The following is an 18,657-nucleotide window of genomic DNA, read 5'->3' as shown; positions in this document are numbered from 1 at the left end:
CGGTCGCGCCCTGCACCCCGCGGGCGTGCATGACCGGCGACGGGCCGGAGGTGGGCCGGGTCCGGCGGCTGCTGCGGTACGCCGCCGCGCTGGTGGTGCTGCTCACCGGCGTCCTGCTGTCCGTGCCGCTCGGCGCGCTGTGCGGCACGGCGGGGCGCGAGCGGCTGATCCGGCGGTGGACCCGCTCGGTGGTGGCGGCCTTCGGCGTCCGGGTGCGGCTGCCCGAGCCGGCGCCGCGTGAGCCGGGCCGCGGCCTGCTGGTGGTCTCCAACCACGTGTCGTGGCTGGACGTCCCGCTGATCGCCGCGGTCTTCCCGGGCCGCAACGTCGCCAAGCGGGAGATCCGCGACTGGCCGGTGATCGGACGGCTGTGCGTGCGCGGCCGAACGATCTTCATCGACCGGGAGCGGATCCGCTCGCTGCCGGACACGGTGGCGGAGATCGCGCAGGCGCTGCGCTCGGGCGCGACGGTCGTGGCCTTCCCTGAAGGCAGCACCTGGTGCGGCCGTGAGGAAGGCCGTTACCGCCGGGCGCTGTTCCAGGCCGCGCTGGACGCGGGCGCCGACGTGCAGCCGCTTCTCATCCGCTACCGGCACGCCGACGGGACGCCCAGCACCGAGGCGGCGTTCCTCGGCGAGGACACCCTGATGGACTCGGTGCGCCGGGTGGTCGCGGCCCGCGGCCTGAGCGCGGAGGTGGCGGCGTTCCCGCGCATCGCGGCGAACGCGCTGCCTGACCGGCGTTCGCTCGCGGCCGCCGCCCGTCACGCCTGCGTCGTCCCCGCGCCGCGCGCGGCCGTACCGCTCCAGGCCGGTCCCCACCAGGGCGGGACGGGCGGCCGGACCGGCGCTCCGCCCGCCGGCCGGACGAGCGGGAAACGGGAGCGGGCTGCGCCCCGGTCGTCCACAGCGCGAAGTCGAACGGCGTCCACTCGTACCGGGCGCGCGACATGATCCCCAGCCGGTCCCCGAAGGCACCCGTACGCGAGCGGCCCCCTGGCCAGGGCCGTCACCTCGGCGCGGAACTCGGCCGCGGTCACGTCCCGCCGGCGGCCGTCCTCCTGGCGGCCCAGCCGCGCCCCGTCCGGGGCCTGCGCCGCGGTCTCGAACACCACGTCGGCGAGGCCGCCGGCGAGGGTGGCGGGGACCGGCGCGGGCAGACTGGATTCGCGCACGCGGGCACCTCGTGGGAGCCGGCGGGCGGAGAAACGTGACGTAACGGATCTCTCACGCACTGTCGGCCCGGGGTCGGTCACCGTCCTCCTTCTTCACCAAACCTCCCCCGGCGAGAGATCATGGATACAGGAGGTGACCTCCATGACCACCAGGATCCGACTCCACGGCGGCCCCGGGGACGGTCTCACCCTCGGCATCGCCCTGCGAGCCGGGGGGCAGCCCCCCGAGGGCATCCTGTACGACCCGCTGGCCATCAGCGTGCAGGACGCCGGGGCGCATCAGGCGTGGCCCGACAGCGCCGCGTACTACAAGCGCCTCGAGCACATGGCCGACGAGCCGTGGGACTACGAGTACGAGAGCGAGGCCACCGCTCCCCTGGAGTGACCCACCGGCACGCCGCGGACCGCCCCGGTGGCGCCCCGGGGAGCCGCCTGCGGCCGCCGGACACCGCACGGGCGAAAGCCGCCGTTTTGGCCGGGCGCCGATGCCTCCGTAGAGTTCCGCAGGACACCAGTGGGAACACACGATCCAGGGAACGACGGCGGGCATGACGGCGACCGAGAACGAGCAGAGCACGGCCACGGCATGGGACGGCGTCCCCGGCATAGACCCGGTACGCCTCGAACTGTGCCTCAGCGTGCTCAGGGAACTCGACGAGCTGCCGCTGGACCACCCCGACGCGATCACCGTGCGCAAGGCCACGGCCGGCATCTACCGGACCGTGAAGCAGCGCCGCCGCCAGGAGCGCCGGTCCGCCAAGACCGCCCACGACAAGTCCGTCACCGAGGCCACGGCCACCGGCTCCGCGGAACGCATCGACGACGAGACCCAGGGGCTGCTGCCGTCCTCGTCGACGATCGGCGAGATCGCCGGCATCCTGCAGCGGCCGCGCTCCTGCTACGTGTGCAAGAGCCGCTACGTCGAGGTCGACGCCTTCTACCACCAGTTGTGCCGGGACTGCGCGGCCTTCAACCGCGCCCGGCGGGACGCGCGCACCGACCTGACCGGCCGGCGCGCCCTGCTCACCGGCGGCCGGGCCAAGATCGGCATGTACATCGCGCTGCGGCTGCTGCGCGACGGTGCCCACACCACCATCACCACGCGCTTCCCCGCGGACGCCATCCGCCGTTTCAAGGCGATGCCGGACAGCGACGAGTGGATCGGCCGTCTCAAGATCGTCGGGATCGACCTCCGCGACCCGGCCCAGGTGGTGGCGCTCGCCGACTCGGTGGCCGCGCAGGGCCCCCTCGACATCCTGATCAACAACGCGGCGCAGACCGTGCGCCGCTCCCCCGCCGCGTACGCGGAACTGGTGGCCGCCGAGTCCGCGCCGCTCCCGGCCGGGGCTTTGCCGGCCTCCGAGGTCTTCGGCGCCTTCGGCAGCGGTGCCCAGCCCGCGCTGCCCGCCCCGCGTGCGGAGCTGTCGGCCCGGGCCCGGGAGGTCACGGACCTGGCTCTGGTGAGCGGTTCGGCCTCGCTCGCCCGGATCGAGGCCGGCACGGCGATCGACGCCGGCGGGCTGATCCCCGACCTGGACGCGGCGAACAGCTGGACCCGGGCCGTGGGCGAGGTCGACCCGGTCGAGATGCTCGAAGTGCAGCTGTGCAACGAGACCGCGCCGTTCATCCTGGTCAGCAGGCTGCGCCCGGCGATGGCCGCCGCCGCTGCGCGCCGCAAGTACGTGGTGAACGTCTCCGCGATGGAGGGCAAGTTCAGCCGCGGCTACAAGGGCGCGGGCCACCCGCACACCAACATGGCGAAGGCCGCGCTCAACATGCTGACCCGCACCAGCGCGCGGGAGATGCTGGAGACCGACGGCATCCTGATGACCAGCGTCGACACCGGCTGGATCACCGACGAGCGCCCGCACCCCGACAAGGTCCGCATGGCCGAGGCCGGCTTCCACGCCCCGCTGGACCTCATCGACGGCGCGGCCCGCGTCTACGACCCGATCGTCCGCGGCGAGCAGGGCGAGGACCTGGCCGGGGTGTTCCTCAAGGACTACGCGCCGACCGAGTGGTGAGGGCACCGGCACCGTCCCCCGGGGCCATGTGACGGCCCGTCGCGGGACGGACGGGACAGGCGGGGCGGCCGGTCCGCGGCTACGATCGAAGCGTGGCCGAGCGAGGTTTCGCGCCCACGGCGCCCAAGCTCGTGCTCGAGACCGACGGGGACACCCTGATCCTGGTCCCGGGTCGGGACTACCACGTCGGTCGCGACCCCGACGGGGACGTCGTCCTCGACGACCCCCGGGTGTCGTGGCACCACGCGGTGATCCGGCCCGCGGGGGACAGCTGGATGCTGAACGACATGGGCAGCACCAACGGCACCTTCGTCGGCGGCAGGCAGGTCCGGCAGTGGGGTGTGGGTCCGGGCAGCGTCATCCGCTTCGGGCACGCCGAGCAGGGACCCTGCGCCCGGCTGAGCAGCGCCGAGGCCCCCACCGGCGTCTACCGGGCGCCGCCGATGGCATCCCCCGCGGCGACCGGCACCTTCCGCCGGCCGACGTCGGTGCGGTCGCTGCCGCACCGCACGATCCACATCGGGCGCGCCGCCGACAACGATCTGGTCGTCTCGGACCTGCTGGTCTCGCGGCACCACGCCGAACTGCGGTCGCTGCCGGACGGCGGCTACGAGATCGTCGACCTGCACAGCCACAACGGCACCTACCTGGACGGCCGGCGCGTCGAGCGGGCGCCCGTGCACCAGGGCGACATCATCGACGTCGGCCACGCGGTGTTCCGGCTGGTCGGCGACAAGCTGCAGGAGTTCACCGACACCGGCGAGGTCTCGCTCAACGTCCGCGACCTTTCGGTGCGGGTGGGCGACGGCGGCAAGGTGCTGCTGGACGACATCAGCTTCCCCGTCGGCGAGAAGTGCCTGCTGGCGGTGGTCGGGCCGAGCGGCTCCGGCAAGTCGACGCTGCTGAACGCGCTGACCGGGCTGCGTCCCGCGAACGAGGGCACGGTGCTCTACGACGGGCGCGATTTGTACCGCGAGTACGCGGACCTGCGCCAGCGCATCGGCCTGGTCCCGCAGGACGACATCCTGCACCAGCAGCTCCCCGTGGGCCGCGCCCTGTCGTACGCCGCCGAACTCCGCTTCCCCGGCGACACCGCCAAGGAGGAGCGGCAGGCCCGGGTGGACGAGGTGATCGCCGAACTGGGCCTGGAGGCCCGGGTGAAGCAGCCGGTCCACACGCTCTCCGGTGGCCAGCGCAAGCGGGTGAGCGTTGCCCTGGAACTGCTGACCAAGCCCTCGCTGCTCTTCCTGGACGAGCCGACCTCGGGCCTGGACCCGGGGATGGACCGTTCGGTGATGACGATGCTGCGAGAGCTCGCCGACGACGGCCGCACGGTCATCGTGGTGACGCACAGCGTGCTCAGCCTGGAGGTGTGCGACCGCTTGCTGGTGATGGCCCCCGGCGGTCGCATGGCCTACTACGGGCCGCCCAGCAAGACGCTCCCCTTCTTCGGCTTCCGGCAGTGGCCGGAAGCCTTCGAGGCGTTCGAGAACGAGGAGAACCGCGACTGGGCCGGCCAGTATGAGGCCTCCCCGCTCTACGACGAATACATCGCGGCGGCACTGGAGCCCGCCGGCCCGGGGACCCCGGCGGAACTCGAACCGCTCGAGCCGCCCAAGCCACAGAGCTGGGGCGGCCAGTTGTGGACGCTGGTGCGCCGCTACACGGCGTCGCTGGCCGCCGACCGCACCTTCCTGGCGATCATGGTGGCGCTGCCCTTCGTGATGGGCGGGATGGCGCGGGCCCTGGCCGGCGGTTCGCTGGGCCGGAACAACGCGCTCAACGTGCTGCTGATCCTGTGCGTCGGCTCGGTGCTCACCGGGGCCGCGAACGCGGTCCGCGAGCTGGTCAAGGAACGCGTCATCTACCAGCGGGAGCGGGCGGTGGGCCTGTCCCGCTCGGCGTATCTGGCGTCCAAGGTCGTGGTGCTGGGGCTGGTCACCGTCGCCCAGGCAGTGGCCCTGACGATGGTCGCCCTCGTCGGCGTGCGTCTGAGACCCCAGGGCGGCAGCGGGGTCCTGATGCCGCCGCTGCTGGAGATCACCCTGGCGGTGGCGCTGCTGGCGTTCACCTCGATGATGCTCGGGCTGCTCATCTCCGCCCTGGTGCGCAAGGAGGAGGTGACCATGCCGCTGCTGGTGCTGCTCGCCATCGTGCAGGTGGTCTTCTGCGGTGCGCTGCTCCCCCTGCACGGGGTCCCGGGCCTGGAACAGCTGGCCTGGCTGGTGCCCTCGCGCTGGGCGCTGGGTGCGATGGCCGCCACACTGGACCTGCATGCCATCACGCCGAGCACCGTGACGTCGGACCCGCTCTTCCGGTCCGTCCCCTCGATGTGGCTCCTGGACATGGGCATGCTCGTGGTGCTGTCGGCGGTCTTCGGTCTCGTCGTCACCAGGCTGCTGCGGCGCCAGGAACCGGCCGTCATGCGGAGGTAGCCCGTGATGTACGAGCCGGAGTTCGTCCCGACCCACGTCGCACCCGCCGCGGGGCTGCCCACCTGGCGGGCGCCGGACGACTCCAGCCCGTCCGCCGGGCTGGACCCACTGCTTCCGGTGCGCGTCACCGAGCACCGGGGCGACTGGGCGCGGATCGTGTGCTCCAACGGCTGGTCCGCGTGGGTGGACGGGCGCCTGCTGATCACGGTGCCGCAGAGCCCCCCGGCGGTGGGCGGCTCCCCGGCGCGCACCGCCGACGCCCGCCCGCTGCTGGGCAGGCTCGTGGAGGCGCTCGACTCGTACCGGGCCATGGTGCAGGACCTCGCGGCCGGGAGGATCGACCTGGAGACCTTCGACCGGGTGACCAGCGGGATACGGATCGGCGCCGTCGTCGACGGCGACGCCGTCTGGCTCTTCGACGCCGAGCACGACCGCTGGTGCTACTGCGACGGCGCCCGCATGGCGACGTACGCCTCCGCCGAACCACCCGCCATACGGCCCGGCGACGCCCCGACCCCGGCGGAGCCGCCGCCCGCCAGCGACTCGTCCCCGACCCAGACCCATCCCATCACCTGGACGCACGAGCCCTGAGAACTCGCGAGCGGGCAGGCCGCGCCGCCCACCGCCGCGCGAAGCCGAACGCGGGCGACATGCCTCCGAGACCGGCCGCCGGCGCCCGTGCGCCGGCACCTGGACCGCGACCGGTCCGACCTGGCGGAGGGCCGACGCCCCAGGCACGTGCACGCGGCGGCGGGCGGGGGGGAGCCCTGAGGACGGCCGCCGCGAGGCGGCGTCAGCGGGGTGGGCGGGATCGTGCCAGGAGGCGGGTGGCCATGCTGCCCAGCAGGCCGGCCGCCACGCCCCACAGCGCGGCGATGCCGATCGCGGGGAGCAGGTTGGGGAGCAGGACGATCGAGCCGCCGAGGCCACCGGTGTCGGAGGGGTCGCCGATGCCGAACAGCGACAGGCCGTAGTGCGCGTCGATCCGGGTGAGCACGCCGATCAGCAGCATCGCCACCGCGGACGCCGCGGCCAGATGGAGGGCGTTGCGCACGTGCCCCGTGCCGGGCGGCGCGCGCCGGGCGGTGGCCCAGCCGGCGCCCAGCATCGCGACGACGGCGGCGACCACCAGCCACCACGCCCTGCCGTCGCGCTCGGACAGCGACGCGAGGTCCAGCGTGACGTCACCGTCCCCGCTGCGCAGGACGGCGGCCAGCGCCTCCGGCATCGGCACACCGAGCGCCCCCTGCACGCTGCCGTGCCAGGAGGCGCCCATGCCGATACCGAGGGCGAGCCAGGCCACGTTGGGCAGGCCGAGGAAGACGACGGCGAAGCTGTCGGCGGGCTCCGCGCGGGTGAAGGCGGTGACCACCGCGATCACGGCGCCGACGGCCACGTAGACGAGCAGCACGCCCACCATGGCGCGGGCGGCCGGCCGGACGACGCTGTGCACGGGCACCAGCCGGGAGGGCAGCGGCGCCCTCCGCGACACGGCGAAGGCCAGCAGGAGGACGATGGCCAGCCAGAGCAGCCCGGCGACGACCGTGACCGGGACGTCGGCGCGGAAACCGACGGTGGGCGTGATCCCGAGCAGATCGCCGAGGTCGCCCAGGAAGTCCTCGCCCGTGGAGACGGTGAAGGTGTGGCGCGCGCCGAGGGCGATCAGCAGCGTGACGAGGGCCCACAGCACACCCGTGCGGACGAAGAGCCACAGCAGCCGGTCCCCGGAGACCACCGCGTGCCGGCGCAGCGGGCGCACGACCACGTAGGCGGTGACGAGCGCGCCGGCGAGGGCGACGGACAGCGGGACGGCGGTCACCGCCGCGTCCGACTGGGCGATGGCTCCCGCGCCGCCCTCCAGGCCGATGCGGCCCCCGACGGCCATGACCACGGTGGCCGCGATGACGGGCAGGAAGGCGCCCTGCGGCAGCTCGGAGGCCCCCGCGAGCCAGAGGCCCAGGGCCGCCAGGACCACCATGACGGCGTACCCGGCCACCACCGCCGCCAGGGCGTGCAGCCAGCCGTGGGTGAGCCCCGGGGCGGGGTGCGGGGCGGGGGCCGGATGCCGGGTCACGGTGTCAGGCTAAGCAGCCCGGCGACAGCCCGCCCGTCCGGATTGCCCCGGCTTGCGGTCCCGTCGGAGCGTGGACGGAGAATGCGGGAGTGACGTCGCCCCCGCCCCAGGAGCCCCCCGGCGCGCCCGGCCCCGGCCAGGACCCGCCCGCGCACGCGCGCCGACGCTGGTGGACGTCGAGTGCCGGGCTGTCGGCGCTCGCGGCGCTGGGGGCCGCCGCGCTCGTCCTGGCGGTCTTCCTGGCCACACGGGGCGGGGACGGGGGCTCGGCCGCGCCGGAGCGGAGCCCGTCACCCACCCGGCCGCAGATCGTCCTCCAGCCGGCGCAGGCGGCGGGCCTCGACGCCTTCACCACGGGCACGGCCAGGGAGTTCCTCCCCCCGGACGCACCGGCGCCCACCCTGACCCCCAAGCCCTCCGCCACCTACGGGGCGCCGAGCGTCTCCGGGGGAACGCGCGCCCTGTACGGCGGCACCAAGGGCAAGGCGCCCTGCGCGGTCACCGAGCAGGCCGAGCACCTGACCGCGGACCCCGGCAAGGCGGCCGCCTTCGCCCGGGTGGCGGGCGTCCACGCCGACGGGATCGGGCGGTACCTGAAGTCGCTCACCCCCGCGCTGCTGCGCGCCGACACCCGGGTCACCGACCACGGCTTCGCGGACGGCTCCGCGACCTCCTTCGCCGCGGTGCTGGAGGCGGGCACGGCGGTGCTCGTCGACGACCGCGGGGTGCCCCGGGTGCGCTGCGCGGGCGGCAATCCGCTGTCGGCGCCGAAGGCGATCGCCGGTGCCGGCCACACCGGCCAGCCGTGGCCCGGCTTCCGGGCCTCGGAGGTGGTCGCGGTGCGCCCCGCCCCCGCGGCGCACCGGTCGTTCGTCCTGTACGACGCGGGACGCGACGAGCTGTTCCGCCGCCCGGTGGGAACCAGGGGCGCCGACGACACCTGGGTGAGGTGAGCCCCGGCTCCGGGGCTTGAGCCTCCAGCCGCTGGAAGGTCCAGACTCGTCGCCGGCCGTGCGGAGCGCTACCGGCAGTTGCCGGCGGTGCTCGCCGGTGAGCCGCCGCGTCCCACACGTGGCCGAATTCCGATGGCTGGCCGAGGCCCTCAGGTCGCGCCCCTGACGGCCGGCGGTGCCCTCAGGAGTGCTCCTGCAGGCGCGGCCCGTACATGTCGAGCATCCGCGCCCGGGCCGCCGCGAGCCGCTGGGAGATGGTCTGGGCCGCGGCCAGCACGATGGCCTGGCCCAGCACCGGGTCGTCCCGGCACAGGTCGCGGATCTCGGCCGCGTTGAACTCGTACGCGCCCACGGAGCCCAGCGCGTGGGCGCCGACCTGCCAGCGGTAGGGAGGGAACAGCCAGGACCAGCCGATGAGTTCGCCGGGACCCAGGGTCTCGACGGAGACCGCACCGCGGCCCGGCACGTCCATGTCGATGGAGACGGCGCCCGACTCGACCACCCAGAACCGGTCGGCGAATCTGCCCTCGCCGCAGATGCGCCAGCTCTGCGGGAAGCTGACCTTCCTGGCGTGTTCCAGGAAGGTCCTGCGGTGGGCCGGCGGGAGTGAGTCCAGCATGGTCACCGTGCTGCTCATCGGCGCATCCTCCTACTCCCGTCCGCACCCCTGACCTCAGGGTACGGTCATGGACCGGCCGTCGCAGGGAGGTGCCCGGCCAACCAGTCGCGGGCCAGGTGCGCCACCTCGTCGAGCGCTCCGGGCTCCTCGAACAGGTGGGTGGCGCCGGGCACCACGTGGAGCAGGCTGGGGCAGCTGAGCGCTTCCTGGGCACGCTGGTTCAGCTCCAGGACGGTGGTGTCCCGGCCGCCGACGATGAGCAGGGTGGGCGCCCTGACCTCGCCGAGCCGGGGCATGGCCAGATCGGGACGGCCGCCCCGGGACACCACCGAGGAGACGTACGGGGCGGCCCGGGGGTCGGCCGCGGCCCACAGCGCGGCGGCCGCGCCCGTACTGGCCCCGAAGTAGGCGAGCGGCAGGTTCTCCCCGCGGGCCCATTCGGTGACGTCGACCAGGCGGGCGGCGAGCAGTTCGATGTCGAAGACGTTGGCCCGGTCCGCCTCCTCGGCGGTGGTGAGGAGGTCGAACAGCAAGGTGCCGAGGCCGGCCTGGTTGAGGGCGGCGGCCACGGCCCGGTTGCGCGGGCTGTGGCGGCTGCTGCCGCTGCCATGGGCGAAGATCACCAGGGCCCGCGCGTCGGCGGGCATGGTCAGCGTCCCGGCGAGCCGCGCCCCTGTCTCGCCGCCCACGGCCAGATCCACCTCGGTGGTCCGCGGTCCCCGGGCGGCGGCCTGCTTGAGCAGCCCGGACACCTCGTCGTCGGCGGTCTGGGAGAAGTCGTCAAACCACTCCCCCACCGCGAAGAAGGCGCTCGGCGCCGACAGGCACACCACGTCGTCGGCGGCGTGCCGCAGGGCGGGCAGCGCCTGCGGCGAGGCCACGGGCACGGCGAGCACGACCCGGGCGGCGCCCTGGGCGCGGGCCACCTCGCAGGCGGCGAGGGCGGTGGCGCCGGTGGCGACGCCGTCGTCGACGAGGAGCACCGTGCGGCCGGCCAGTGGCGTGCGCGGGCGCCCCTCGCGGAAGCGGTGCGCCTGCCGGGCCAGCTCGGCCTCCTCGCGGTGCTCGACGGTGTCGATGTCGGCGCGCGAGACGTGGCTCATGCGGACGATGTCGTCACTGAGCACCTTGGCGCCGCCCTCACCGATGGCGCCGAAGCCCAGTTCCCGGTGGTACGGGACGCCCAGCTTGCGGACGACGATCACGTCCAGGGGGGCGTGCAGGGCCTGCGCCACCTCGTAGGCGACGACCACGCCGCCGCGCGGCAGGCCCAGCACGATGGGGTTGTCGAGGTCCAGATGCCGTAGCCGCTCGGCGAGCTGCCGTCCGGCATCCGCGCGGTCTGTGAAGTGCATGGTTCCACCCCCGCGAGCGGGGAGATGCGCGACTCCTTACGTCCTACCCTGAATAGGGACCAGCAAGCAACCGGCAGGGACCACGCGATGTCCGTGCTCGTGGGAACCTCGGGGTGGCAGTACCGGGACTGGCGCGGCGTGCTGTACCCGCCCCAGGTGCCGCAGCGGCTGTGGCTGGAGGTGTACGCGCGCCGGTTCGGCACGGTCGAGTGCAACAACGCGTTCTACCGGCTGCCGTCCCGGGAGACCTTCGCGAGCTGGCGCGAGCACACGCCCGAGGGCTTCGTGATGGCGGTCAAGGCCAGCCGCTACCTGACCCATATGAAGCGGCTGCGCGACCCCGAGGAGCCGGTGCGGCGGCTGCTGTCCCACGCGGCGGGCCTCGGCGACCGGCTGGGCCCGGTCCTGCTGCAGCTGCCGCCGAACCTCAGGGCCGACGCCCGCGTCCTGGAGACGTGCCTGCGCTGCTTCCCGCAGGGCGTGCGGGTGGCCGTCGAGCCGCGGCACGCTTCCTGGTGGACCCCCGAGATCCGCGCCCTGCTGAAGCGCCGCGGCGCCGCGCTCTGCTGGGCCGACCGGCGGGCACGCCCGGTGACCCCGTTGTGGCGTACCGCGGACTGGGGCTACGTACGCTTCCATGAGGGCATCGCCCGGCCGTGGCCCCGCTACGGCTCCCGGGCGCTGACCACCTGGGCACACCGCATCGCGGACACCTGGCCGGAGGGCTCCGACGTGTTTGTGTACTTCAACAACGACCCCGGCGGAGCGGCCGTCCTGGACGCCGACGCCTTCCGCGACGCGGTCCGCCAGGTGCGGCCGTCGTGATCCGGCGGCGGGTGGTCGTGTCGGGTGACGTGCAGGGGGTGTACTTCCGGGACACCTGCCGCACGACGGCGGCCGACACCGGTGCCGCGGGGTGGGTCCGCAACCGGCCGGACGGCACGGTCGAGGCGGTCTTCGAGGGCCCACCGGAGGCGGTGGAGCGGATGGTGGCGTGGTCACACGAGGGCTCTCGGCTGTCCATCGTGGACCGTGTGGAGGTCGTCGAGGAGGAGCCGGAGGGGCTCACCGGCTTCGAGATCCGTCCCACCCCGTGGCGCGGCTGAGGGCCTGCGCGACGAGGGCGTCCAGCCGCCCGTGGTGGGCGCCGGGCCAGTAGATCCGGGCGCAGTCGGCGCAGCGCGCGAAGGCGTCCTGGGTCCTGCGGGTGCCCGGTTGCAGCAGGTGGGCGATCTCGTCCTTGGCCACCGGCGCCAGGACGCCGTTGCAGGCGGTGCAGCGGGTCCACGGCGCCAGCGGGGGCGCGAACCGGTCCAGGACGTCGGCCAGTTGCTCGTCGGCGCGGTCACCGCGCACATAGGCCCCGCGGCGCAGGGCGCGGCGCGCCAGCAGGCCGCGGTCGCGGGTCAGCAGCACCCGCCCCTCGGCGTTGGCCCTGGCGACCAGTGTCGCGTCGTCGAGGTCGTTGCCGTACGCGGTGTCCAGGCCGAGGATCCGCATGCGCCGGGCGAGCTTGCCCAGGTGCACGTCGAGCAGGTAGCGGGCGGCGGCGGGCTGGGGCCTGGTCGCGGCGGCGACCTCCACCAGTTCCCCGCCCCGCGGCCGGTACGCCGGCCCGGCCGGACGCCCGTCCGCCGCCATCGCGCCGACCTCGGTCAGCGGCACCCCCAGCGACTGCACGACGTGCCCGAGCGTGGACACCCCGTCGGCCGCCACCCGCACCTCCCGTCCGCGCCGGGGCGCGGAGAGGAACGTCCCCAGTTCCGCGGCGAACCGCAGCCGCAGCCGGCTCCGGGGCGTGCGGCCGGGGCCGTCACCGGACATGGCGCAGGCTCTCGAGGTCGACCGGGGGCAGGTACTCGCGCACCAGGCTCCGCTCCCACCAGGCCCCCGTGGCGCGCAGGGTGCGCCAGTCGGTGAAGCGGTAGTGGTAGAGGCGGGCACGGACGTAGGTCGGCGGGGCGTGCGGGAAGGGGTTGCTGCGCAGCAGGCGGAGCGTGCGGGGATCGTTCTCCAGGAGCTTGACGACGAACGGGATGAACCAGCCCCACGCGTAGGCCGAGGAGATCCCGGCGAACCACATCAGCCAGTCCAGCCTCAGGTGGTACGGGGCGAACTGGCGCGGCATCCGGTGCCGGTCGGTGGGCTTGCCCTTGAAGCCGTACTCCTTCCACACGGCCTCGGGGCCGGGTTCGGCGGCGTCGGTGCCCTCGACGACGACCTCCAGGCGCATCCGGTTGATGCTGCCGAAGGCGCCGTAGGAGTTGACCAGGTGCAGCCGGTTGAAGGACACGTTCATCATCTGGCCGCGGGAGACCAGGTTGCGGGCCGGCCAGTAGCTGAGGACGGCGACGAGGACGGTGGCGGCGATCACCAGGGCCGCGTACCAGGCGGGCGGGGGGGCGGACGCGGCGGGCGGCGGCGCGGCGAGGTACGAGCCGTCGAGCGCGGCGACGGCGAGGACGATCGTCAGCCAGTTCAGCCAGGCGAAGTTGCCCGAGAGCACCAGCCACAGCTGGGTGACGATGACGACGCAGGCGGCGAGGCTCGCCACCGGTTGCGGGGTGAACAGGGCGACGGGCACCACCAGCTGGGCGAAGTGGTTGGCGGCGGTCTCCACCCGGTGGGCTCCGCGCGGCAGGTGGTGGAAGAACCAGCTGAGCGGGCCGGGCATGGGCTGCGTCTCGTGGTGGTAGTACAGGCAGGTCAGGTCGCGCCAGCAGGCGTCGCCGCGCATCTTGATCAGTCCGGCGCCGAACTCGACGCGGAAGAGCAGCCAGCGCATCAGCCACAGGACCAGCACCGGCGGCCCGGTGTCGCCGTTGCCGAGGAACACCGCCAGGAAGCCGGCTTCCAGCAGCAGGGACTCCCAGCCGAACGCGTACCAGGTCTGGCCGACGTTGACGATCGACAGGTAGAGCAGCCACAGCGCCGTCCAGATCACCATGGCGGCCCACAGCGGCACGAGGTCGGTCGCGCCCGCGACGACGGCGGCGGCCAGCGCGACACCGCCCCACGCGACGGCGGCGAAGAGGCGGTCGGAGTAGCGGAGGTGGAACAGGCTCGGCGCGTGGCGGAACGGCACTCGCCGCAGGAAATGCGGGACGGGCAGCAGTCCGTGCTCGCCGATGAGGGCGCGGAACTGGTTCGCGGCGGCGAGGAAGGCGACCAGGTAGAGCACGCCGAGACCGCGCTGGACGACGACGCGGCTCAGCCAGTGATCGGGTGCCGTGAACCAGTCCATGGCCGCTGCTTCTCCATTGCCCCGCCGGGGTGTCCGCGACCCGGCGGGACGCCGGCGGGGGGAGGTTCATCCGATGGGACGCGGGCGGGCGCGGGCTACTGGTGGTCGGCGACGAGGGAGAGCAGTCCGCCTTCCGGGTCACGGATGCCCGCGACCCTGCCGTAGGCACTGTCGAGCGGTTCGCCGGTGACCTCGCCGCCGAGGTCCTTGGCGCGCCGGACGGCCTCGTCGACGTCGGTGACGGTGAAGAAGACGTGCCACCGCGGGCGGACCTTGGGGTCGGCGGCCGCCTCGACGCCGCCGCCGCGGATGCCCGCGACGCTGTGCCCGTCGACGTAGAGGACGACGCGGTCGTTCTCCCATTCCACGACGTAGCGGGGGCCGCGCCGGTCCCAGTGGAAGACCTCGCCGTAGAACAGCGCCGCGGCGAAGGCGTCGCGGGTGCGCAACTCGATCCAGGAGGGGGCGCCGTGCAGCCGCAGTTTGCGGGCGGGGCCCTGCTCGCCCTCCCAGAGGCCGAAGGAGGCGCCCATCGGATCGGCGACCAGGGCGAGGCGCCCCGCGTCGAAGTCGAGCGGGCCGACGGCCACCGTGCCGCCGCGGTCGCGGATGTCCGAGGCGGTGGCGTCGGCGCTCTCGACCCCGAAGTACGTGGTCCAGGACACCGAGGTCTCCCAGTCCCTGGCGATGGCCCCGATGCCGGCGACCTCCGTGCCGTTCACCAGCGCGCGTTCGTACGCGCCCCAGCGCGAGGGCCCGGGTTCGAACTCCCAGCCGAGCAGTGGTCCGTAGAACGCCTTCGCCACGTCCAGGTCGCGTGCCATCAGGCTGACCCAGCACGGGGCGCCCGCCACACAGCAGATCTTCGTGGTGGACACGTACCGGCCTCCTTGTCCTGCCCCGTTCCCAGAATGGCGGCAGCAGGTCCCCGAGGCATCTTCGGCGGGTCCGTCGCACGAACGTCGTACGTACTGGTGGGCGGGTGCCACGTACTCCGGCCCGGTGGGTCAGTGGCCGAACAGGTGCATGCCACGGCGGCGGCCCGAGGCCGTGGGGGTCTTCTGGGCGGTGTCCGTCTCGTCGTCGGTCCTGGCGGTACCCGCGGCGGTCGTGGTACCGGTGGTGCCAGTGGTCGCGGTGGTACCGGTGGTGGCGGCCCGGCGGCGCAGCCGGCGCAGCTCCGCACGGCGGCTGCGCTCGCGTCCCGCGCCGGCCAGGGCGATGACCGAGGCCAGACAGAACACCAGGGCGAGCGCGAGACCGGCGAGGAACGCGCCGAGGGTGTCGACGGTGGCGACGTCCGAGCCGAACAGCGTCACGGTGTAGTCGGGACCTCCGCCGAGGTTCTCGGCGATCAGGAGTCCGGTGAAAGCGGCGGTGGCGCCCATGAGCACGAATCCCAGCAGCAGCATCGTGTCCTCCTCGATGTCGGGCGTGGTACGGGCCCTCACTGCCGCGCCTACCCCGGGCACGGTCACGGATGCGTACGGCTGCCCTTGCGCAGGAAGCGCCGCAGCCGGGTGAGCGGCCAGGCGTTGACGACGTCCTCCTCGGTGAGCCAGCCCCGCTGGGCCGTTCCGACGCCGTAGCGCATGAAGTCCAGGTGGACGGTGGAGTGCGCGTCACTGTCGACGGCGAACTTCACGCCGTACCGGCGGGCCCGCAGGATCAGCTCGTCGCCGAGGTCCAGCCGGTCGGGCTGGGCGTTGACCTCCAGCGCGGTGCCGGTGCGGGCGCAGGCGGCGAAGACCTCGTCGAAGTCGGCGTCTACGCCCGGGCGCCTGCCCAGCAGCCGGGCGGTGGGGTGGCCGATGATGTTGACGTAGGGGTTCTCGGCGGCCCGCACCAGGCGCCGGGTGAGGGCCTCGCGGTCCTGGTTGAAGTGCGAGTGGATCGAGGCGACGCACAGGTCGAAGCCGGCCAGGAACTCGTCCGGCCAGTCCACGCCGCCGTCGGGGTCGATGTTGAGCTCGGTGCCGTGCAGGACGCGCATGCCCTCGTGCGCGCGGTCCAGGCGGCGGGCCTCCTCGCGCTGGGCGAGGATCTTCTCGTCGGTCATGCGCTGCATGTACAGGTTGGGCGCGTGGTCGGTGACCGCGTAGTAGGCGTAGCCGCGCGCGGCCGCCGCGGCCACCATCTCCTCCAGGCCGGCGAGACCGTCGGTGAGGTCGGTGTGGGTGTGCAGGTCGCCGCGGACGGCGCGCGGGGCCAGCGGCTCGGGGAGCTCCCCGGCCAGCCCCGCCTGGATCTCGCCCCGGTCCTCGCGCAGGGTGGGCGGTATCCAGGGCAGGCCGAGCCGGGCGTAGACCTCCTCCTCGGTCCGGGAGACGACGCGCTCGCCGGTCCCGGTGTCGAAGAGCCCGTACTCGGAGAGCTTGAGGCCGTGGTGGACGGCCATTTCGCGGGTGCGGATGTTGTGGGCCTTGGAGCCGGTGAAGTACTGCAGCGCGGCGCCCCAGGATTCGGGCGGCACCACCCGCAGGTCGACCTGGAGGCCCTTGGTGGTACGGATCGAGGTCTTCTTGGCGCCCCGCACGATGACCTCGGCGGTGGTCGGCATCCGGGTGAACGCCTCCATGAAGGGCCCGGACCGCTCGGCGGCGACGAGGACGTCGACGTCGCCGACGGTCTCCCGCATGCGACGCAGCGAGCCGGCGTAGGTGCAGCGTTCGCAGCCGGGGAGCGCGGAGAGTTCGGCGACGACCTCCTCGGCGACCTCGGTGGCGACGTTCAGCGGGACCCGGCCGCCCGAGGACTGCATCAGGCCGATGCCGTGCAGGATGTTCTCCTCGGTGCGGGCACCGAAGCCGGGCAGGTCGCGCAGGCGTTCGGCATGGATGGCGTCGGCGAGTTCCCGCACCGAGGCGATGTGCAGCTCCTCGTAGAGCATCATGGCCCGTTTGGGGCCGAGCGACGGGATCGCGGTCATCTCCCGCACGCCCGCGGGGATGCGGGCACGTAGCTCCTCGACGGCGGGGACGGTGCCGGTGCGCAGGTACTCGGTGACCTTCTCGGCCACGGACTTCCCCACGTTGGGGATCTTCCGCAGCTCCTTGTCGTCGAGCCGGGAGACGTCCTCGTGGTAGCCGCCGATGGCGCGGGCGGCCTTCTCGTAGGCGCGCGCCTTGTAGGCGTCGCCGCCGGTGATCTGGATGAGGTCGGCGTACTCGCGGAGCAGGGCTTCGACCTCGTCGTTGGCCCTGGCCATGTGGAGCCCCTTCCCGTGACACGCCGTGGGCTAACGCCCCGGGGCGTCCTTCCCCTCGCGGCCCGACGGGCGGTGAGGCACCGTGGAGGAGCGGCGTCACCGCCCGTCCCACCGATGAGGGAGGCCCCATGACCGACCACACCTACCGGGTGACCGAGATCGTCGGCTCCTCCAGCGAGGGCCTGGACGCCGCCATCCGCAACGGGATCAGCCGCGCCTCGGAGACCCTGCGCAACCTCGACTGGTTCGAGGTGACGCAGATCCGCGGTCACCTGGAAGGCGGACGGGTCGGGCACTACCAGGTCGGGCTGAAGGTCGGCTTCAGGATCGAGGAGAGCGGCTGAGCGACTGTCGTACCCGTCGGGCAGCATGGGCCCCACCGGTGCAGGCACCGGGCGGGCCACTTCGACGGAGGCACACCATGGTCGCGTTCCAGCTCACGATCGACTGCGCGGATCCGGAGGTGCAGGCGCGCTTCTGGGCGGACGCGCTACGTTACCGGCTCGAGGACGCGCCGGACGGCTTCCCCACCTGGCGGGAGTACTGGCTCTCCATCGGTGTGCCCGAGGAGGAGCTCGGCGACGGGGACTGCTGCGACTCCATCGTGGACCCGGCCGGTGACGGGCCCCGGATCTGGTTCCAGCGGGTGCCCGAGGGCAAGGTGGTCAAGAACCGGCTCCACCTCGACGTCAAGGTGGGCGGCGACCGGGCCGAGGTCCCCCTGGAGACCCGCAGGGAACGGGTCGAGGCCGAGGCCGGCCGGCTGGTCGCGGCGGGGGCCTCCCGGCTGCGCGTGCTCGCCGAACCGGGCGTGGACCACTACGGGGTGGTGATGCGGGACCCGGAGGGCAACGAGTTCTGCGTGGTGTAGCCGGCGGGCCGGGGAGGGACCATCGGCGACGAGCCGCGCCGGCCGCGCTCAGGAGCCGGCGTCGCGGCGGCGCGGACGGCGGCGGATGTGGCGGGCGGTCAGGACGGCGGCGAGGAGGGCCACGGCGATCAGGGCGTAGAGCTGGAAACGGGTGAGCCAGGCGTAGAGGGCTCCGATCCGGGTTCCGGCGGCGTAGCCGAGGGCGGCCCAGACGCCGACCCAGAGGATCGCGCCGAGGGTGTTGCAGAGCAGGAAGCGCCACCAGGGCATGCCGGCGGTGCCGGCGATGATGCCGTTGGTCTGGCGCAGGACGTCGACGAAGCGGGCGAGGAGGACGACGAGGTCGCCGCGCCGGGCGAAGAACTCCTCGCCCCGCCGGAAGCGTTCGGGGGTCAGCAGGACGTAGCGACCCCAGCGGTGGACGAAGGCGCGGCCGCCGCTGCGGCCGATGAGGTAGCCGAGGCAGTCGCCCGCGACGGCCGCGGCGACGGCGACCGCGACGACGCCGGCGAGGTCCGTCCGCCCCGTGCCCGCGTAGGCTGCCGCGACGACGAGGATGGTCTGGCCGGGCACGGGGATGCCGCAGTTGTCGAGCACGACGAGGACGCCGACGGCCAGGTAGCCCCCGGCGTCGAGGAGCGGGGCCAGGTCCGCGAGGGGGCCGGGGAGGGGTGATGGGGCGGTGGCCGGGGCCATGCGC

General features: G+C 73.8%; 19 protein-coding genes and 1 pseudogene. 10 read left to right on the top strand and 10 right to left on the bottom strand.

What is annotated here, in order from left to right; genetic code table 11:
* Nucleotides 1–29: 29 nt before the first annotated feature.
* The gene (locus AC3EUJ_RS11860) at nt 30–953 is read left to right on the top strand and encodes a lysophospholipid acyltransferase family protein (RefSeq protein ID WP_431961052.1); all 924 of its coding nucleotides are present in this window, start codon (nt 30–32) and stop codon (nt 951–953) included.
* Here AC3EUJ_RS11860 and AC3EUJ_RS11855 read toward each other — a convergent pair.
* Nucleotides 865–1,174, bottom strand: a pseudogene (locus AC3EUJ_RS11855) (long-chain fatty acid--CoA ligase); the annotation flags it as partial. The gene AC3EUJ_RS11860 and the pseudogene AC3EUJ_RS11855 overlap by 89 nt on opposite strands.
* A gap of 142 nt (nt 1,175–1,316) precedes the next feature.
* Between AC3EUJ_RS11855 and AC3EUJ_RS11850 the strand changes: the two are divergent.
* The 4 genes from AC3EUJ_RS11850 (at nt 1,317) to AC3EUJ_RS11835 (ending at nt 6,224) form a co-directional block, all read left to right on the top strand.
* Nucleotides 1,317–1,559, top strand: coding sequence for a hypothetical protein (locus AC3EUJ_RS11850; protein WP_431952569.1), 243 nt, complete (start codon nt 1,317–1,319; stop codon nt 1,557–1,559).
* A gap of 163 nt (nt 1,560–1,722) precedes the next feature.
* Complete coding sequence (locus AC3EUJ_RS11845) at nt 1,723–3,198, top strand: SDR family NAD(P)-dependent oxidoreductase (protein ID WP_431961051.1); 1,476 nt, start codon at nt 1,723–1,725, stop codon at nt 3,196–3,198.
* A gap of 92 nt (nt 3,199–3,290) precedes the next feature.
* Nucleotides 3,291–5,633, top strand: coding sequence for an FHA domain-containing protein (locus tag AC3EUJ_RS11840; protein WP_431961050.1), 2,343 nt, complete (start codon nt 3,291–3,293; stop codon nt 5,631–5,633).
* A gap of 6 nt (nt 5,634–5,639) precedes the next feature.
* Nucleotides 5,640–6,224 (top strand): SH3 domain-containing protein, encoded by a 585-nt coding sequence (locus AC3EUJ_RS11835; RefSeq protein WP_431961049.1) that lies wholly within the window; start codon nt 5,640–5,642, stop codon nt 6,222–6,224.
* 202 nt (nt 6,225–6,426) lie between these two features.
* On the opposite strand, the gene AC3EUJ_RS11830 is transcribed toward AC3EUJ_RS11835, so the two are convergent.
* A complete protein-coding gene (locus AC3EUJ_RS11830) occupies nt 6,427–7,707 on the bottom strand; it encodes a streptophobe family protein (protein ID WP_431961048.1) in 1,281 nt (426 codons plus the stop codon).
* Between the two features lie 89 nt (nt 7,708–7,796).
* Between AC3EUJ_RS11830 and AC3EUJ_RS11825 the strand changes: the two genes are divergently transcribed.
* Nucleotides 7,797–8,660, top strand: coding sequence for a DUF6777 domain-containing protein (locus AC3EUJ_RS11825; RefSeq protein WP_431961047.1), 864 nt, complete (start codon nt 7,797–7,799; stop codon nt 8,658–8,660).
* A 181-nt stretch (nt 8,661–8,841) separates the two neighbouring features.
* Here the strand turns inward: AC3EUJ_RS11825 and AC3EUJ_RS11820 are convergent, their stop codons facing one another.
* Nucleotides 8,842–9,297, bottom strand: coding sequence for a Crp/Fnr family transcriptional regulator (locus AC3EUJ_RS11820; protein WP_431961046.1), 456 nt, complete (start codon nt 9,295–9,297; stop codon nt 8,842–8,844).
* Nucleotides 9,298–9,344: 47 nt separating this feature from the next.
* The gene (locus AC3EUJ_RS11815) at nt 9,345–10,634 is read right to left on the bottom strand and encodes an alpha/beta family hydrolase (RefSeq protein ID WP_431961045.1); all 1,290 of its coding nucleotides are present in this window, start codon (nt 10,632–10,634) and stop codon (nt 9,345–9,347) included.
* A gap of 87 nt (nt 10,635–10,721) precedes the next feature.
* On the opposite strand from AC3EUJ_RS11815, the gene AC3EUJ_RS11810 reads away from it, so the two are divergent.
* Together AC3EUJ_RS11810 and AC3EUJ_RS11805 are read left to right on the top strand one after the other, a co-directional pair.
* Nucleotides 10,722–11,459, top strand: a complete 738-nt coding sequence (locus tag AC3EUJ_RS11810; RefSeq protein ID WP_431961044.1) for a DUF72 domain-containing protein — start codon at nt 10,722–10,724, stop codon at nt 11,457–11,459.
* Nucleotides 11,456–11,740, top strand: a complete 285-nt coding sequence (locus tag AC3EUJ_RS11805) for an acylphosphatase (RefSeq protein ID WP_431961043.1) — start codon at nt 11,456–11,458, stop codon at nt 11,738–11,740. Before AC3EUJ_RS11810 ends, AC3EUJ_RS11805 begins: the two co-directional genes overlap by 4 nt.
* On the opposite strand, the gene AC3EUJ_RS11800 is transcribed toward AC3EUJ_RS11805, so the two are convergent.
* From AC3EUJ_RS11800 to polX, 5 genes are all read right to left on the bottom strand, one after another.
* Complete coding sequence (locus AC3EUJ_RS11800; protein WP_431961042.1) at nt 11,700–12,458, bottom strand: Mut7-C RNAse domain-containing protein; 759 nt, start codon at nt 12,456–12,458, stop codon at nt 11,700–11,702. The two genes, AC3EUJ_RS11805 and AC3EUJ_RS11800, sit on opposite strands and share 41 nt — an antisense overlap.
* Entirely contained in the window at nt 12,448–13,878 is a 1,431-nt protein-coding gene (locus AC3EUJ_RS11795; protein WP_431961041.1) for a lipase maturation factor family protein, read from the bottom strand. The genes AC3EUJ_RS11800 and AC3EUJ_RS11795 overlap by 11 nt, the downstream gene beginning before the upstream one ends.
* Before the next feature lie 95 nt (nt 13,879–13,973).
* Nucleotides 13,974–14,756, bottom strand: a complete 783-nt coding sequence (locus AC3EUJ_RS11790; RefSeq protein ID WP_431961040.1) for a VOC family protein — start codon at nt 14,754–14,756, stop codon at nt 13,974–13,976.
* Between the two features lie 129 nt (nt 14,757–14,885).
* On the bottom strand, nt 14,886–15,329 hold the full coding sequence (locus tag AC3EUJ_RS11785; RefSeq protein ID WP_431961039.1) for a hypothetical protein: 444 nt from the start codon (nt 15,327–15,329) through the stop codon (nt 14,886–14,888).
* 23 nt (nt 15,330–15,352) lie between these two features.
* Nucleotides 15,353–17,086, bottom strand: a complete 1,734-nt coding sequence (gene polX, locus AC3EUJ_RS11780; RefSeq protein WP_431961038.1) for a DNA polymerase/3'-5' exonuclease PolX — start codon at nt 17,084–17,086, stop codon at nt 15,353–15,355.
* A gap of 128 nt (nt 17,087–17,214) precedes the next feature.
* On the opposite strand from polX, the gene AC3EUJ_RS11775 reads away from it, so the two are divergent.
* A complete protein-coding gene (locus AC3EUJ_RS11775) occupies nt 17,215–17,430 on the top strand; it encodes a dodecin (protein ID WP_431961037.1) in 216 nt (71 codons plus the stop codon).
* A gap of 77 nt (nt 17,431–17,507) precedes the next feature.
* The gene (locus tag AC3EUJ_RS11770) at nt 17,508–17,957 is read left to right on the top strand and encodes a VOC family protein (RefSeq protein WP_431961036.1); all 450 of its coding nucleotides are present in this window, start codon (nt 17,508–17,510) and stop codon (nt 17,955–17,957) included.
* A 48-nt stretch (nt 17,958–18,005) separates the two neighbouring features.
* On the opposite strand, the gene AC3EUJ_RS11765 is transcribed toward AC3EUJ_RS11770, so the two are convergent.
* Nucleotides 18,006–18,653 carry a DedA family protein gene (locus tag AC3EUJ_RS11765; RefSeq protein WP_431961035.1) on the bottom strand — a complete coding sequence of 216 codons (648 nt, stop codon included), beginning with the start codon at nt 18,651–18,653 and terminating at the stop codon, nt 18,006–18,008.
* Between the last annotated feature and the right edge of the window lie 4 nt (nt 18,654–18,657).

The organism is Actinacidiphila sp. bgisy160, assembly GCF_057707815.1.
This window is presented reverse-complemented; position numbering and strand designations above follow the sequence as displayed.

Excerpts from the sequence above, each read along its gene's own strand:
- polX (WP_431961038.1), bottom strand. The coding sequence starts at position 17,086 with ATGGCCAGGGCCAACGACGAGGTCGAAGCCCTGCTCCGCGAGTACGCC.
- AC3EUJ_RS11775 (WP_431961037.1), top strand. The coding sequence starts at position 17,215 with ATGACCGACCACACCTACCGGGTGACCGAGATCGTCGGCTCCTCCAGC.
- AC3EUJ_RS11850 (WP_431952569.1), top strand. The coding sequence starts at position 1,317 with ATGACCACCAGGATCCGACTCCACGGCGGCCCCGGGGACGGTCTCACC.
- AC3EUJ_RS11795 (WP_431961041.1), bottom strand. The coding sequence starts at position 13,878 with ATGGACTGGTTCACGGCACCCGATCACTGGCTGAGCCGCGTCGTCGTC.
- AC3EUJ_RS11815 (WP_431961045.1), bottom strand. The coding sequence starts at position 10,634 with ATGCACTTCACAGACCGCGCGGATGCCGGACGGCAGCTCGCCGAGCGG.
- AC3EUJ_RS11860 (WP_431961052.1), top strand. The coding sequence starts at position 30 with ATGACCGGCGACGGGCCGGAGGTGGGCCGGGTCCGGCGGCTGCTGCGG.
- AC3EUJ_RS11800 (WP_431961042.1), bottom strand. The coding sequence starts at position 12,458 with ATGTCCGGTGACGGCCCCGGCCGCACGCCCCGGAGCCGGCTGCGGCTG.
- AC3EUJ_RS11820 (WP_431961046.1), bottom strand. The coding sequence starts at position 9,297 with ATGAGCAGCACGGTGACCATGCTGGACTCACTCCCGCCGGCCCACCGC.
- AC3EUJ_RS11845 (WP_431961051.1), top strand. The coding sequence starts at position 1,723 with ATGACGGCGACCGAGAACGAGCAGAGCACGGCCACGGCATGGGACGGC.
- AC3EUJ_RS11765 (WP_431961035.1), bottom strand. The coding sequence starts at position 18,653 with ATGGCCCCGGCCACCGCCCCATCACCCCTCCCCGGCCCCCTCGCGGAC.
- AC3EUJ_RS11835 (WP_431961049.1), top strand. The coding sequence starts at position 5,640 with ATGTACGAGCCGGAGTTCGTCCCGACCCACGTCGCACCCGCCGCGGGG.
- AC3EUJ_RS11770 (WP_431961036.1), top strand. The coding sequence starts at position 17,508 with ATGGTCGCGTTCCAGCTCACGATCGACTGCGCGGATCCGGAGGTGCAG.
- AC3EUJ_RS11810 (WP_431961044.1), top strand. The coding sequence starts at position 10,722 with ATGTCCGTGCTCGTGGGAACCTCGGGGTGGCAGTACCGGGACTGGCGC.